Source organism: Paenibacillus oleatilyticus, from assembly GCF_018998565.1.
Taxonomy (GTDB): domain Bacteria; phylum Bacillota; class Bacilli; order Paenibacillales; family NBRC-103111; genus Paenibacillus_G; species Paenibacillus_G oleatilyticus.
Genome location: NZ_JAHNZO010000021.1, coordinates 72,331 through 88,323, shown reverse-complemented (window position 1 = coordinate 88,323; position 15,993 = coordinate 72,331). Strand labels below are relative to the sequence as shown.

Below are 15,993 nucleotides of genomic sequence, written 5' to 3'. Positions count from 1 at the left end.
GAAGCGTTTATCCCGTCCGTAAGCCTATCCCCGTTTCGCGTTGAGAAACGGATTGCGCCACTCCATCAGCATCGCGTGATTCAGGGATTCTTCATCTTCCAAATAATTGGTAACTAATTTCACCGGCGTTCGGCCGCACCGCAGCAGAAACGTCATCACCGGATCTTTCCGTTCCCCTTCCAATACGCTGCGCACGTAGTCTTCGGCAGTCATTTCCCCGGCTACCCGGTGATACCCGGGCAGCCGGCCGCCGCCGAGCAGCCGTTCCAGCTTCAGCTCGACGACCACCTCGTACATAGAGAGCATCAGCCATTTGCCGAGGCCTAGCTTCCGGTAAGCCGGTCGCGCGCATATGTCCACGATATACAGCGTGTTACCGGACGGATTATGGTTGCGGATGTACCCTCTGTCAGTAATCTCCTCCCACGTATGGTCGACATGCGCGGGATCGAAATCGACCCGCAGGCCCGTCACCGATGCGGCGAGTTCGCCGCCGATCTCCACGCAGAGCGCGCCTTCGGGAAACCGTTCGACGTGATTCCCAAGCTGCTCCTCGTTCCACCACAGCTCCGAAGGAAACGGTGGCGGAAAGCTTTCCTGCTGAATCCGAATCAAGCCAGCGAAGTCCCGTTCGGTGTATGAGCGAATCGTTGCCTTAACAGGACGGTCTCCGTCGAATACGTACATGTCTTTCCGGTACGAGCCCACGGGCGTTCCTCCCTTACTTCCAATCCGGATACAGATCGGTGCGCCGGTCTCTCCAGGTCGTAACGGAGCCCTTTTCCCGCACCTCGTACAGCAGCGCAAGGTCCAAATCCCCGGTAATGATCATATCGTCGTTGATCTCTCCGGCCGTCATCAAGCCGCCCGGCGGGAACGGCACATCGTTCGGCGTAATGATTGCAGCCTGCCCGAAATTGCCCCGCATAAAATCGACCGTCGGCAGCGAACCGACCGTACCGGTTGCCACGACATAAATTTGGTTTTCGATCGTCCGGGCATGGCACGTATAGCGTACCCGGTGGAAGGCGTGCCGGTCATCCGTGCACGACGGGCAGAAAATAACGTCCGCCCCGCGCGCTCGGGCCATCCGGACGATCTCCGGAAACTCCATATCATAGCAAACGAGGATCGCGATCCGTCCTTTATCCGTATCGAACACCTGCAGCGAATCGCCCGCCGCCATGTTCCATCCTTTAACTTCCCACGGGGTAATGTGCAGCTTGCGCTGTTCAGCGACCCGGCCGTCCGGGTAGAACAAAAACGCCGTATTGTACAACCGGCCGTTTTCTTCAATAATATGCGTTCCTCCGATCAGGTGCATGCCCGTTTCGCGGGCCAGTCCCTGGAACAGCTCCTTATACTGCCGCGTGTATTGCGGCAGCTCCCCGATCTGGAGCGCTTCGCCGCTCCCGTCCCCCCGGCCTATGGACATGAGTTGGGTCGTGAACAGCTCCGGGAACAGCACGAAGTCCGATTCGAACTCCTCCGCCGTCCTGACGTAACTCGTCACCTGCGCGGCAAATTGTTCAAAGCTGCCAATCGTATGCAAATGGTATTGTACCGCCGAAACTCTCAGCTTCATCTAAGTCATCCTCCCGTTTCTGTTTCGTCCGTTTCGCCGGTCCCCTCCGGCAATCGTTCTTCCGACCGTTCTTCGATCGGATCGAAAAATAAAATATGCGGCTTTTTCAAGCACCAGGTCGTCATGCACCGCAGGTTCTCCACGTTCACCGTTTTCAGCGGCTCCACCTGCAAAGCATGATGCTTTTCCGCCATTCGCTCCAGCAGCCCGGAGTCGGCCAGAAACCGCTCGCTGCCGTCCGGCAGCACATACCGGCCGCCGCCAAGCGGACGGATGCGGTCCTCCAGACCTTCACCCGAAGCGAGACGCACGAACAATAGGCCCCCCGGCTTCAGCACCCGCCAAAGCTCCGATACCATCTGCTGAAAATGAGTTTCGTTTTCGGCAAAATGCAGCACCGCACAAGAGATGACGACGTCAAACGTATCGTTGGCGAAGCTCATTTTCTCCACCGGCTCCATACGAAAACGCTCCTCCGGAGAAATGCGTTCTCCGTGCGGCGCAAGCTCGCGAGCCAAAGCGCGGACCGCTTCCACCGCTTCAGCCGACCGGTCCACGGCCCACAGGTCGTATCCTTCTCGCAGAAAATGGACCAGATTCCTCCCATTCCCGCAGCCTGCATCCAGCAACCGCATCCCGGGAGCGATCCTCCCTTTCAGCAGCTGGTCGAACAAATAAATATCGATATTTCCGAACTGCTCCCGCACGTTCATGCTTTGCGCTTCACTCACTTCCAAATGGTGGCGTTTGTCCGATCATTATATCACAATCCCGGACCCAGCGTCTTTAACTCGTTTTTCGCGTCAACAAGTTCATGCGGAAACAAAAAAACAGCCTGCAGCGGAATTCCCGATGCAAGCTGTTACAGACAAATAGCGTTTTCGATTTCGGCCCGGACAAGCCTAAATATCCCCTTCCCCGTGCTCCAGCCAGTGCAGCTCCTCCCGCGTTAAGCGGATGTCCGCTCCTTGCCGGCACGACTCCAGCTCCTCCGGCGTCTGCGCCCCGATCAATGCGCAAGCGGGGAACGGCTGGTTCAGCACATAGGCAAGCGCGATCTGAATCGGGCTGGCGCCTTTTTGCTTGCCCAGCATCTCGGCCCGGCGCAGACGTTCCCAGTTATCGTCGCTATAGAACACCCGCACCAGGTCGGCGTTATCCGTCACCTCGGGCGTATAGCGCCCGGTGAAAAAGCCCCGGGCCTGCGACGACCAGGATAGCAGCGGGAACCGGTTCCGCTCGTGCCACGCGCAATCGTCGGCGTAGGCCGAAACGCAGCCGGCCCAGAACGGCTCCTTCGCTTTGGCCAGGCTTAGATTCGGGCTGCTGAACGCGAACCCGGTTAAGCCGTTCGCCGCCGCATAGTCGTTCGCCTCCTGCAGCCGCTGCACGGTCCAGTTGGATGCGCCGATCGCCCTGATGCGGCCTGCCGCGATATGCCCGTTAAGCGCTTCGATGATCGCGCCGACCGGTACGGACGGATCGTCCCGATGCAGCGCATACAAATCCACATAATCGGTGCCGAGCCGCTCCAGGCTTTCGTTCAGATCGCTGGCGATCGCTTCGGGCGTTACTCGCGGTCCGCTGCTGTCGTGATGAGCCCCTTTGGTCAAAAGGATCACATCGGCCCGGTTCCCCCTGTCCTTCATCCATTGGCCGATCGTGCGCTCGCTGTTCCCGCCGCCATAGACGTGAGCCGTATCGATCGTATTGCCTCCGATCTTGAAGAACGCGTCGAGCACGCCGCAGACCTTGTCGTAAATGTCCATGCTGAAATAATCCGACCCTTGAATCAGGCACGATACCGGTTTTTCCAAGCCTTCAATGCGAATCATTCTCACGTCTCGTTCCTCCCTATGATTACAAGTTCAACTCCACGCGGCGGCGTTCCCGGGCTGACGTCAGGCAGGCGTCGACGGCGCGCATGTTGTTCACCGCGTCGGACGGTCCGAACGGCATCGGCTCGCCGTGCAGGACGTTCCGGCCGAACGCGTCGGCTTGAAGCGTATATTGGTTCAAGTAAGGAACCTCTACTTCCCGCTTTTCCCCTCCGGCATAGACATAAAAATGATCCTGCGCGTTTTCATGGACAACGTACGCGGATGGCACCTCGATCCGGCCCTCCGTTCCGACGATCTCCAGCGTATTGCGCCCGGCCGCCCACATCCCGCAATCGAAGGTAAGCGCAACGCCGCCGGCAAATTCGAGCAGTCCCGAAGCCATCATGTCGACGTGATCGTGCTCCGGCGAGAAGAAGGCATGCACCGTCGCCGCTTCCGGCTCCCGTTCCAGAATGAACCGCGCCGCGCTGATCGGATATACGCCGACATCGTAGATCGACCCGCCGCCCATCCATTGCTTGTAGCGAACGTTGTCCGCATCCTTCGCATTGTTGAAGGTGAAGGCGCCGTGGATCGCACGGATCTCGCCGATTTCCCCGCTCCGGATCACAGCTTTTATGGCCGCATAGCGCGGATGATAGCGGTACATGAACGCTTCGGCGAACGTCACGCCCGACCGGCGGCAAGCTTCCGCCATCTCCTCTGCTTCCGCCGCATCGATCGCGGCCGGCTTCTCGCACAGCACGTGCTTGCCCGCCTCTGCGGCGCGGATCGTCCATTCCTTGTGCAGATGGTTCGGCAGCGGAATGTAAACGGCATCAATCCCGGGATCGGCAAGCAGTTCCTCGTAGCTTCCATACGCCTTCGGGATATTCAGCCGCTCCGCCGTTTCCTTCGCTTTGTCCAGTCCTCGGCTGGCAATGGCCGCCACGGTGCCGGTAACCGATTGTTGAATCCCCGGAATGACCGAGCGTACGGCGATACCGGCGCAGCCGATGACCCCCCAACGAATCTTGTTTTCCCTCATTCCCTCATCGCTCCTTCAGCTTGGTTTGGATGAATATGCTAAGATATTGTCATTATATTGATCCTGGAATAAAATGAAAATAACATCTTTTTGCAGTCGAATAAAACAATATTGTCATTTAAAAGGAGAAGTAAAAATGCGGCGCCAAAGCTTTCTGCCGACGCTTAACGAGCACGAATATTTGCTGCTGCCCGAATCGGTCGGCTGGTACAAGGACCCCGAGCATGAGGTGCTGCGCAAAGCGGGAGCTCTCAACAATTTCAGCATCCATCTGATCGTGGACGGCAAAGGCTATCTGGAAACCGACGGACAGCAGCATACGCTGCACCGGGGAGACGCCTTTCTCTACTTCCCTTTACAATCGCAAAGGTACTACAGCAGCAAGGACGATCCTTGGGAAGTGCGGTGGGTGCATTTTTACGGCAAAACGCTGAAGGAGTTTTTGCTGGAACGGGGCATCGGACCGAAGCCCTTGTGGAAAATACCGCAGTGGAAGCCGCTTGAGCGGACTTTGGCGGATTTGCTGGAGGAGCTGGAGCAGAACGGGTTTTGGCAGCTGACCCGGATCTCGACGCTGACTTACGCGATCCTGGCGGAATTCGTCACGCAAGCGGTTCCCTGGTCCGAAGCCCGAAGCCCCGAAGCCGACAACCGGATCTCGGAGCTCTTGCCTGAAATGCAGCGCGATGCTTGCCTGCCGTTCGATTTGCAGCATTGGGCGGACCGGGCCGGCGTCAGCAGTTATTATTTTTGCCGCCTGTTCAAGAAAGCGACTCATCTGACGCCGATGACCTTTATTACGCTGTGCCGTCTGCAGAACAGCAAGCAATGGCTGCTGGAGCAGCCGCAGCTGACGGTGAAGGAAATTGCCGAACGCGCCGGCTATCCGAGCGTCAGCTACTACAACAAGCGATTTCTGGAGCAGGAAGGCATGACGCCGACGGAATACCGGCAGCTCTATTTGCGCCGTTAGCCTCGGCATCCCCCGGTTAACTCCCCGGCTGATAGCTTTCGCTCCGGTTGCGTCCCTCCTGCTTGGCCCGATACAGCGCCTTGTCCGCCATCCCGACCAATTCGAGCGGCGAGAGCCCCGCATATGGAATGGCCGAAGCGGCGCCGACGCTGACCGTGACGTACTCGGACACCGACGATCCGATATGCCGGATACGAAGCGCTTCCACTTCCCGGCGAATGCTCTCCGCCACGCCGGCGGCTTGCAGCCTTCCGCATGACGTCAGAATGACCACAAACTCCTCGCCGCCATAGCGGGCAGCGAGTCCTTCCATGCTGCCGACGACCCGCTGCAGAGCGCCTGCAACCTGTTTCAGACAAGCGTCTCCGCCTTGATGACCGTACGTATCGTTATACGCTTTGAAGCAATCGATGTCGAGCATAATGACGGATAGCGACTGCGAATACATCGCTGCTGTCGCCCAGGCCGCATCGAGAAATTCGTCGAACGCCCGGCGGTTAGCCGCTCCCGTCAGCCCGTCGCGGCGCGACAGCTGCTCCAGCATGCGGTTGGCCTGCATCATCGTCTCCTCAGCCCGCTTCGACTCCGTCCTGTCGACGATAATCGCCAAATAGCCAAGCAAGCGGTCCCCGCGTTCCCTTACTTCGCTGAGCATCAAATGTACGTGAAACCGTTCCCCGTTGCGCCGGACAAAGGTCCATTCCTGCTCTTGACCTTTCCCTTCGGACAAGCCTGCCACGAATACCTCCAAATCTTCTACCGGTCGTTCGAGCTGACGCTGAAGCTCCTGTTTTCTCAGCGCAAATTCCGCAGGGTCCACGATCGTACCTGGAACCCGCCGCCCGATCGCTTCCTCGGCGGGAATTCCGAACATCCGTTCCGCCCCCGGATTGAACACTTTAGCGACACCGACCGGGTCCGTGAAAATAATGGCAACGCCCGTCGCCGAGCGGAAAATCGCCTCCTGCAGTGTGAACGACCGCCGATACTTGGCTTCGCTTTCCTCCAATTGATAGACGAGACGGTTGGCGTCGGTCAAATAACGGATCAGGTATGCGACGAACAGACCGCCGGACAAAATAATGGCGATAAAGTAAAGATTTACCTTCCAGCTCTGCCATCCGAGCAGGAAGAATAAGCTCGTGGTGATGACGCCAATGCTCGCCGCGATGGAAAGCAGCCATTTTTTCCAATAATCCGTAACAAGCATCGCTATGATGCCGCTGACCAAGCCGAGAAGCGTAGCTGTCGTGGCTGCCGTCAGAGAAGACGGATTCACCCCGAACATCGCAATCCGGCCGACGGAGATGATCAAGCCCGTCGCCGCCGAAGCGTAGATCCCTCCGAAATGCGCTGCGGCGATAATGGCGATCTGCCGAAAATCGAGGATGGTCGACCCGTCGACCCTGACACTGAAGAACATCAGTAAAATGCCGAATAAGCCATGCGCCCCTCCGATAACGAGACGCAGCTTAACCGGCAGAGACGGCTTCCGTTCGTGGTTGCGCAGGATGCGGCTTGACAAAAACATAAATGCAGTTAATAATGCCAAATTAGCGATAAATAATTGAAACATAGACCGCACCCCCTCTATTTCTCTGTGCTGTCGATCATAGCAGACACGTATTAAAAAAGTGTTAGGACTATTGTACTATTGTGTTAAGAATAAACGAACCCCGTTGAAAGGAGCCTGTCATGAAATCACTCGTATTGGCGGAAAAACCTAGTGTCGCCAAAGAAATCGCGCGCGTCCTGGGCTGCCATCAGAAGCATAAGCATTATATGGAGGGCCCCGGGTACGTGGTGACTTGGGCATTGGGGCATCTGGTCACGCTGGCCGAGCCTGAGGAATACGATCCAAAGTACAAAAGCTGGAATTTGGACGATTTGCCATTGCTGCCCTCGCGGATGAAGCTGAAAATCATTCGCGAAACGACGCCGCAATTTAAGGCGATTGCCCAGCTTGCGAAGCGCAGCGATCTGGAGCAGCTCATCATTGCAACCGACGCCGGACGCGAAGGCGAGCTGGTCGCCCGCTGGATCATGGAAATGGTTCATTGGAAAAAACCGTTCAAGCGGCTCTGGATTTCCTCGCAAACGGACAAAGCGATCCGCGACGGCTTCGCCTCGCTGAAGCCCGGACAGTCTTACGACCCGCTCTACCGATCCGCCGTTTGCCGGGCGGAGGCGGACTGGCTGATCGGACTTAATATTACGCGCGCCTTGACCTGCAAGCATAACGCCCAGCTGGCGGCCGGACGCGTACAGACGCCGACGCTCGCGGCGATGATGGACCGCGAGCGCGAGATCAAATCGTTCCAGGCGAAAGACTACTGGATGCTGCGGGCGCAGTTTGGCTCATTTCAAGCCGTATGGCGGAGCCAGGCGCATCCGGACGGACGCCTATTCGACAAAGCCGCTGCCGACGCGCTGCTCGAACGGTTGAATAAGGTGCGCTCGGCCAAGGTTGCGCAGCTTAAAGTTGCGGAGAAGAGCGAGCCCCATCCGCTCGCCTACGATTTAACCGAGCTGCAGCGCGATGCCAACAAGCGGCACGGTTTCACCGCGAAGCAGACGTCGAACGTGCTCCAGCGGCTGTATGAGCAGCACAAGCTTGTTACGTATCCGCGCACCGATTCGCGGTACTTGTCCTCGGACATGGTCTCTACGCTTCCCGACCGGCTGAAGGCGTTGAACGTCCAGCCTTATGCGGCTTGGATCAAGCCGCTGCTTGCGAAGCCGCTGCCGGTCTCCAAGCACGTCGTCGACGACAGCAAAGTATCGGACCACCATGCGATCATTCCGACGGACGAACGCCCGCAGCTGCACAATCTTACGGCCGAGGAGCGCAAGCTGTACGACCTGATCGTGCGCCGGTTCATCGCGCTGTTCTCTCCGGCGTTCCGCTATGACGAGACGTCGGTGACGCTGGAGGTCGGAGGAGAGCATTTCCACGCCAAAGGGCGCATTGTCAAAGAAGCGGGCTGGAAGGCGTTATATGAAGCATCGGCCGGCGCAGACGAGGACGACGATGCGGCCGAAGACGAGCCGGCCTCCCGGCAAACGCTGCCCCCGCTTCAGCCCGGGATGGAGCTGAAGGAGTTCCGGCTCAGCCAGCACAAGCAGACGACCAAGCCGCCGGGCCGTTACACCGAGGCGGCGCTGCTCTCGGTCATGGAAAAGCATAATCTCGGGACACCGGCGACCCGTGCCGATATTATTGAGAAGCTGCTGCAGACCGATACGATCGAGCGTCGCATGAATACGCTCCAGCCGACCGGCAAAGGCGCCCAGTTGATCGAGCTCGTCGTGCCCGAGCTTCGCACCCCGGAGCTGACGGCCGCTTGGGAGCAGGAGCTGGAACGGATCTCCAAAGGCAAAGGCGACGCCGGCAAGTTTATGGAGAGCATCCGCAAGCAAACCGAGGCCATTGTCCGGGAAGTGAAGGTAAGCGAAGCCGAATACAAGCCGCACAATCTGACCCATTCCCGCTGCCCCGAGTGCGGCAAGCCGCTGCAGGAGATCAAGAGCAAGCGCGGCAAATTGCTTGTGTGCAGCGACCGCGAATGCGCGTATAAACGAGCTGCGGAGCCCGCTCTGTCGAACAAGCGTTGCCCGCAGTGCCATAAGCGGATGGAGATCCATACGGGCAAGGCCGGCAAATACGCGCAGTGCCGTCCGTGCAACGTGGTCGAGATGCTTGGCGAATCCGGAGGCGGCGGACGCGCGGCCAAGCGGCAGCAAGCCCAGCTCGCCAAACAGTATAGCGATAACGTTTCGCTCGGTTCCAGCCTGGAAGAAGCGCTGAAAGCCGCGATGGCGAAGCACAAAAAAGATTGAAGCCGCAATTGGCTTCAATCTTTTTTTAGCGCATTGTTTCCACCGTCGGCCGGACTTCCCGCTCATAATACGTCCGCAGCTGCGCTTTTTCCTGCTCCGTGAACTGGTACTCGCAGTCTCTTCCTTCGTCCTGCGGGACAATTTCAACGATATCGCCCCGGCGCGTACAGACGATGAGCGCTCCCAGTTCGACAATCCCTTCCGGCGCCTCGCTGCCCTCTTCCAGCCCCAGACTTACCTCCACATCGATCCACTGCTCGCTGCGCACCTCTGCCCGGGAATGAAATCGCGTGAACCGAAGCTCCCGGATGTCGGGATTACCGTATTCGATCATCGCGTGTTCACCCTTTCTTTCCGGACCGCACCAGATTTTCCAGCGCATGGTCGATAATCGAATATTTATAACGAAATCCGAGGTCAGTCACGACTTTCGGAAATACTTGTTGACCCTTCAACAAAAGCTCGGACATTTCGCCGAACAACGCTTTCAGCACGAATTCCGGAACCGGAAACCAGTACGGCCGGCGAAGCGCCTTGGCCAAGCTGCGCCCGAACTGGTCGTACGTCACCGGAATCGGCGCCGTCGCATTGACCGGCCCCTCGATCTCTTCGTGCTCGATGCAGAACTCAATCATCCGGCACAGGTCTTCGATATGAATCCACGACATGATTTGACGTCCGCTGCCGACCCGTCCGCCGACACCGAGCTTAAATGGCAAGCTCATCTTCGGAAAAGCGCCCCCGTCTTTGCCAAGCACAAGTCCAATCCGCAGCAGAACGACGCGCGTATCGGGGATATGCTCCGCTGCCATCTCCCATTGGTCGACGACGCCGGACAAAAAATCCTCTACGCGCAGCTCGCTTTCCTCCGTGAACGACTCGGTCTCCGACGTTCCGTAGATCGACATGCCGGACGCATTCACCAGCACAGGCTTTTTCTCCAGCTGTTCGATCAGGGCTTGGACACGGTTAACCGCATCCAGACGCGATTCCAGAATCCGCTTCTTGGCTTCCTCCGTCCAGCGCTGGTTGATCGTTTCCCCCGCCAGATTGACAATCGCGTCGACGCCCTCCAGCGGTTTAATATTATTTTCCAGTTCATCCCAAGTCATGTGGCGAATCAAAGGATGATCCGAACGTCGCTTTTTCCGTGAAATGAGGATTACCGTATCTTTTTTTTGTAAAAACAACTGGGTCAAATGCTTGCCGACAAAGCCGGTCCCCCCTGCAATAGCGACCTTCATGAATATTCCTCCGCTTACACTGATATCTTTTTGACATTCATTATATCGGAAATCGCTTCGTGAAGCCATGCCGCGTCGAAAATCTTTACCTTCCGTTCCGCTTCCGGCGCTGCAAGAGCTGGCAGCAAGCTTCTTTTAATGGCGGATAATGGGATTAATGGTTGCTTCCACACCTGTGAAAAAGTACAATGAAATGAAACATAGCAGTTTATCGGAGGGCATTCCATTGGCTTGGAACGTAAATGAAAAGTCGCTTGAGCCGATCGGCGAAAACGGCTTCACGATTCTTTACCGCGGCGAAGAGCTTCCTTCCGGCGAGACAAGGCTCGTAAAAGTATTAAAAGACGAATATTCCCAGCCTTCGCAACCCGACTGGCTGCATCAAGAATATAAAATCGGCAAAACCCTTCCACTGGGCGACATCCTCGTTCCTTGCGGGATGATCTCGGTCGGCGGCGCTTCCGCGCTTGTCATGGAGCACGCGGACGGGTGCCCTCTTTCTTCCCTGTTAACTCCGCAGCCTATGGAGCTCGGCCTTTTTTTGCAGTGGGCCGTTGCGGCGTCGGAACTGATCCGAAGGCTGCATCAATTGAAATTCGCCCATCTGGCTCTTTCGGCGTCTGCATTTTTTGTCGAATCCGATAGAAAAAAGATGAAACTTACCGATTTATATAGCGTAACGCCGACGACCGCAATACCGGACGCCGTCGAGGAACCGCCTCGTTACGAAGCGGAACGGCTGCTCTACGCAGCGCCGGAGCAGACCGGACGTATGAACCGCCGAACGGATACCCGGACGGATGTGTACGCGCTGGGCGTTTTGTTCTACCGGATGCTTACCGGAGTGTATCCGTTCGACAGCGAGGATGCCTGCGAGCTGGTGCATCAGCATATGGCGAAGCAGCCAGTCCCACCCGGCGAGCGGTCGTATGGGGTACCGCAGCCCCTTTCCGATATTGTCATGAAGTGTCTGGCCAAGCATCCGGAACACCGGTATCAGAGCGCATTTGCGCTGCGGCGGGATTTGGAAAGCTGCTTGAAGCAGCTTCAGACGGAAGGCTGCATCGACGAGTCCGCCGTAGGCGGCGCAGAAATGTCGGACCAGTTCCGCATCTCCGATGCGATCTACGGCCGCGAAGCGGAGCTGCAGCAGCTTCAGGGCGCTTACCGGCGCGCACGGCTCGGCAACCTCGAAATCGTGCTCGTCTCCGGCTTGTCCGGGATCGGCAAGTCGTATTTGATCCATGAATTTCAACAATCGGTGCAGAGCGGCGGCGGCTTGTTTGTTACCGGCAAGTTCGACCAATTCAGGCGCGAGACGCCGTACCATGCCATTCAGCAAGCGGGACGGCAGCTGCTGCAGCATTTGCTCGCGCTTCCCGAGGAACAGTTCCAGGAGCTGAAACAGCGGATTTTGGATGCCGTCGTACCAAACGGACAGATCTTGGTAGAGATGAATCCCGATGTTGAGCTAATATTAGGCAAGCAGCCGCCGCTTTCCAAGCTTCCGCCTGTCGAAACGCATAACCGGTTTATTTTAACCTTGCAAAAATTTTTGTCCGCCTTTATGTCCAAAGAGCAGCCTCTGGTTATTTTCTTGGACGATCTGCAATGGGCCGATCCGTCATCCGTCCAGATCATCGAGGACCTGGTGTTGGAATCGGGGCTTCAGTACGGACTGTTCGTGGGAGCCTGCAGGGACCGGGAATTTAGCGAGCCTCCCCCGCTGCAGGCGTTCCTGGACAAAATGGAGCGAAGCCAAATGCCGAACAGGACGCGAATCCGGCTCGAACCGCTCCAGGAAGAGCACATCGAACGCATGCTGAACGACTCGCTTCGGCCGAGCCGCCAGCCGGTGAAGGAATTGGCGGACCTGATCATGGATAAGACGAAAGGCAATCCGTTCTTTACCAAGCAGTTTTTCCGAACGCTGTACGATCATCAGCTGCTGCGCTTCAACTATGACGCCGACTGCTGGGAATGGGACCCCGACAAAATCGGCGAGCTGCATATTACCGACAACGTAGTGGATTTTATGATCAACAAAATACGCCGTCTCTCCGGACCTTTACAGCAAGTATTGATGCATGCCGCTTGCGTCGGGCACCGTTTTGATATCGATACGCTGGCCCATGTGCTGGACCGGCCTCCGGACACGATCGTCCCCCTGCTGCATGAAGCGGTTACCGACGGACTTCTGATGCAGGCCGGACTTGCGCGCCAAGTCCCGCCGGATAAGCTCTTCTTCAAATTCATGCACGACCGGGTCTATCAAGCGGTCTACTCGCTTGTCCCGAAGGAGCGAAAAAAAGAGATTCATCTGCATATCGGAAGGCTGCTGCAAAATCATGATCAAGGGGATGCACGGGAAGAGCGACTGTTCGAAATGACGAATCAGCTCAATCTCGGCTCGGAGCTGATGACGCTCCCTGAGGAAAAAAATCAATTGGCCCGCTTGAATGCGGCGGCATGCCGGAAAGCGAAGACCAATTCCGCTTATGACGTCGCGCTGCGCTATGCGGCCCAAGGTATCGCATTGCTGGAGGAAGACTGCTGGGAGCGGCAGTACGAGCTGACCTTCTCTCTGCAGCTGGATCAAGCCGAGCTGGAGTACTTGTGCGGTCGATTTGAAGAAGCGAAGCGTTCATTTCAGACGGTGCTGAAGCATGCGCGGACGAAGCTGGAAAAAGCGGAAGCCTGCAACCTGATGATCGTGCTTTTTACCAATATGGGCGAGCATGAAGAAGCGTTACGGATCGGCTTGGAAGGATTGAAGCTGTTCGGTCTTTCGATCCGGCCGAATCCCGGCAAGCTCAGCATTGGACGGGCGTTGGTGAAGGCGTATCTGCTGGTAGGAACCCGGCATTCTCAAGAGGTGCTCGATCTGCCGGTCATGACGGACCCGAACCATAAAACGGTTATGCGGCTCATGGTGAATTTGACGCCTCCGGCTTATTTTTTAAATTCGGAATTATACGTTTATCTGATGCTGCAAATGTTCAACTACTCGCTCGTTCACGGCCATTCGGAAGGCTCGGCCCTCGCCTGCTCGACGTACGGGATCATTCTAAGCTCGCTGCTCGGGCGGCTTGAGGCCGGTATGGAATATGGTCGGCTTGGAGCGAAGCTCAGCGATACGTTTAACGATTTGTCCATGAAATGCAAAGTCTATTTTGCTTACGGTTCCTTTACGAGCAACGCAAAGGAGCATATCGAAGCAAGTGTCCGGTATTTGCGCAAGGCTTATCAATACGGTGTAGAATCGGGGGATTTCATATACGCAGGCTATTCGATCGCGTTCAGCTTTTTTATGCGGCTGCTTAAAGGCGATCCGTTGGCTGTAGTACTTAAGGAAACGGACCAGTACCATGCGTTCATACATAAAGCAAAAGACCGGGATACCATTTGGATTTATACCGTGCTTCAGCGCTATATGATGTTTTTGAAGGAAGATATCCTGCCTGCCCCGGCCGGCGCAAACGACTGCGACCCCTTCATGAATGCGAACGAAGCGGAGCAAATGAAAGCTTTGACCAATCAGGCTATTGCCCACACGTATTACGCGCTTCAAGCGCAGACGTATTTGCTGCTGGACCGCCCGGATGAAGCCAAGGCGATTTGCGAGACCGCGGAAGCTGGCATCAAGTCGGTTTTCGGTCTGCCGCACGTGCACCTGCATCACTTTCATTATGCTTTGGCGCTTGCCGGATTGTATGCCAAAGCGCCGGCCAAGGAGCAGAAAGCTTACAAAGTCCGTATCCGCAAAAGCATCCGGTTTCTGGAAAAATGGTCAACCTTCTCGCCGGACAATTTTTTGGCGATGAAGCTGCTTGTCGAAGCCGAATGGCATCGGATTTCGGGTAACCCGGTGCTGGCTGTGGAAAAATACGACCAGGCCATTCATCATGCCTCGAAAAACGGCTTCCTGCCGCTCGAAGCGATGGCCGGGGAATATGCCGTAAAGTTCTATATGCAGACCGGCAAGCTCAAGGTGGCCCGCTCCTATTTCATGGAAGCCCGAAGCTTATATGCAAAGTGGGGCGCCAACCGGAAGGTATCCGATCTCGCCCAACGCTATCCGTCCTTACTCGGCCGGGTGCAGACCGGCGAATCGACGATCGACCTCTCCTGCATGATGAAGGCGTCTCAAGCGATCTCGAACGAAGCCGTCTTCCAGCACATGCTCGAAAGCATCATGACGATCCTGCTGGAAAACGCGGGTGCGGACAAAGGACTCCTCGTGCTCGAACGGAACAGCCGGCTGTTCGTCGAAGCGGAAAAGGCGCTTCAAGCCCCGTTCAAATCGCTGCATTCGGCCCATTTGGACGATTGCCGCAGCGCGGCCGTTACGGTGATACAGTTTGCTGCCCGGACCGGCGAAACGGTGCTTTTGCACGATGCGACAGCCTCGGACATTTTTGCCCGGGACGCTTACATTTTGGCGCAGCGGCCCAAATCGATTCTTTGTGTGCCTATTCTTAAGCAGAGCAAGCTGATCGGCGCGCTTTACTTGGAGAACAGCCTGGCCAGCCATGTATTTCAAGAAACGCGTCTCGACACGCTTAAGCTGCTGGCTGCCGAGGTCGCGATGCTGGTCGAGAATTCCAAGCTGTACGACCATTTGGAATACAAAGACTGCAAGCTGCAGCTCATGGAGGAGCGGGAGAAAAACATCCGTTTGCAGCTGGACGAGAAGGAACGGTGGGTACAATCGGCGGAATCAACCATGCTGAATATACGCAAAGCGCAGCACGAGCTGATCAACAATGTGCAAACCGTTCATGCTCTGCTGATGATGAACAAGTTCGATATGGCGAAGGAATATATCTCCGTCTGGTGCAAAGAAATCGTGCAGCATTCGGTCATCGGCTCGGTTGAATTTCCGGTGCTCGGTGTCGTTCTGAGCAACCTGTCGCTGATCTGCATCGCGGAGAAAATCGATCTGCAGGTCGCCGGGAAGCTTGACTGCACGTTTGAAGAGCTGACGCTGCCGATCTGTTATTTCTCCAGCATTATGTACAATTTGCTAAAAAATGCCGTAGAGGCCATTCCGGCCGACGACTTGCTCCGCATCGTCCGCCTGACGATCGAAGAATCCGATGACCGATACACGGTTTCCGTATTTAATACCGGCTCCTATGTCAAGGAAGAGGACCGGTTAAACCTATTCGAGAAAGGGTTCTCCACCAAATCCGACGTTACGAATTCCGGTCTAGGTCTGCATATCGTGCAAAATTATTTGCAGCATTACGGTGGAGACGTGGAGTGCCATTCCGATCCGGGGAAGGGAACGACGTTTACCGTGCATTTGTGTAAAAAAGGTGTCCGCCGAAAATAAAATATTAGACTGACCTGAGTATAAAACCAGCGGCAGCCTAGGACCGAAAAATAAGGTCTTGGATTGTCCACTGGTTTTTTTTGAACTAACGTTCGGTTCGCGTCAGCCAATACTTTTCGGTTAACCATACACCTTCACTTTGGCA

General features: G+C 56.3%; 11 protein-coding genes. 3 read left to right on the top strand and 8 right to left on the bottom strand.

Features of this window, described 5'->3' with window-relative positions:
- Positions 1–24: 24 nt before the first annotated feature.
- The 5 genes from KQX66_RS24185 to KQX66_RS24165 form a co-directional block, all read right to left on the bottom strand.
- Positions 25–687, bottom strand: coding sequence for a GNAT family N-acetyltransferase (locus KQX66_RS24185; protein WP_216795416.1), 663 nt, complete (start codon positions 685–687; stop codon positions 25–27).
- Positions 688–721: 34 nt separating this feature from the next.
- Positions 722–1,585 (bottom strand): carbon-nitrogen hydrolase family protein, encoded by an 864-nt coding sequence (locus tag KQX66_RS24180; protein ID WP_216795378.1) that lies wholly within the window; start codon positions 1,583–1,585, stop codon positions 722–724.
- Between the two features lie 5 nt (positions 1,586–1,590).
- Positions 1,591–2,316, bottom strand: coding sequence for a class I SAM-dependent methyltransferase (locus tag KQX66_RS24175; protein ID WP_308647268.1), 726 nt, complete (start codon positions 2,314–2,316; stop codon positions 1,591–1,593).
- A gap of 171 nt (positions 2,317–2,487) precedes the next feature.
- On the bottom strand, positions 2,488–3,426 hold the full coding sequence (locus KQX66_RS24170; RefSeq protein ID WP_216795376.1) for an aldo/keto reductase: 939 nt from the start codon (positions 3,424–3,426) through the stop codon (positions 2,488–2,490).
- 19 nt (positions 3,427–3,445) lie between these two features.
- Entirely contained in the window at positions 3,446–4,453 is a 1,008-nt protein-coding gene (locus KQX66_RS24165) for a Gfo/Idh/MocA family protein (RefSeq protein WP_216795374.1), read from the bottom strand.
- Between the two features lie 136 nt (positions 4,454–4,589).
- Here KQX66_RS24165 and KQX66_RS24160 point away from each other — a divergent pair, with 136 nt between their 5' ends.
- Positions 4,590–5,426 (top strand): AraC family transcriptional regulator, encoded by an 837-nt coding sequence (locus KQX66_RS24160; protein ID WP_216795373.1) that lies wholly within the window; start codon positions 4,590–4,592, stop codon positions 5,424–5,426.
- Positions 5,427–5,442: 16 nt separating this feature from the next.
- On the opposite strand, the gene KQX66_RS24155 is transcribed toward KQX66_RS24160, so the two are convergent.
- Positions 5,443–7,002 (bottom strand): diguanylate cyclase domain-containing protein, encoded by a 1,560-nt coding sequence (locus KQX66_RS24155; RefSeq protein WP_216795372.1) that lies wholly within the window; start codon positions 7,000–7,002, stop codon positions 5,443–5,445.
- A 119-nt stretch (positions 7,003–7,121) separates the two neighbouring features.
- On the opposite strand from KQX66_RS24155, the gene KQX66_RS24150 reads away from it, so the two are divergent.
- Positions 7,122–9,266 carry a DNA topoisomerase III gene (locus KQX66_RS24150; RefSeq protein WP_216795371.1) on the top strand — a complete coding sequence of 715 codons (2,145 nt, stop codon included), beginning with the start codon at positions 7,122–7,124 and terminating at the stop codon, positions 9,264–9,266.
- Positions 9,267–9,291: 25 nt separating this feature from the next.
- Here the strand turns inward: KQX66_RS24150 and KQX66_RS24145 are convergent, their stop codons facing one another.
- Positions 9,292–9,600 carry a hypothetical protein gene (locus tag KQX66_RS24145; protein WP_216795370.1) on the bottom strand — a complete coding sequence of 103 codons (309 nt, stop codon included), beginning with the start codon at positions 9,598–9,600 and terminating at the stop codon, positions 9,292–9,294.
- Between the two features lie 7 nt (positions 9,601–9,607).
- Complete coding sequence (locus tag KQX66_RS24140; RefSeq protein WP_216795369.1) at positions 9,608–10,510, bottom strand: TIGR01777 family oxidoreductase; 903 nt, start codon at positions 10,508–10,510, stop codon at positions 9,608–9,610.
- 226 nt (positions 10,511–10,736) lie between these two features.
- Here KQX66_RS24140 and KQX66_RS24135 point away from each other — a divergent pair, with 226 nt between their 5' ends.
- The gene (locus KQX66_RS24135) at positions 10,737–15,848 is read left to right on the top strand and encodes an AAA family ATPase (protein ID WP_253957400.1); all 5,112 of its coding nucleotides are present in this window, start codon (positions 10,737–10,739) and stop codon (positions 15,846–15,848) included.
- The last annotated feature ends 145 nt before the right edge of the window (positions 15,849–15,993 follow it).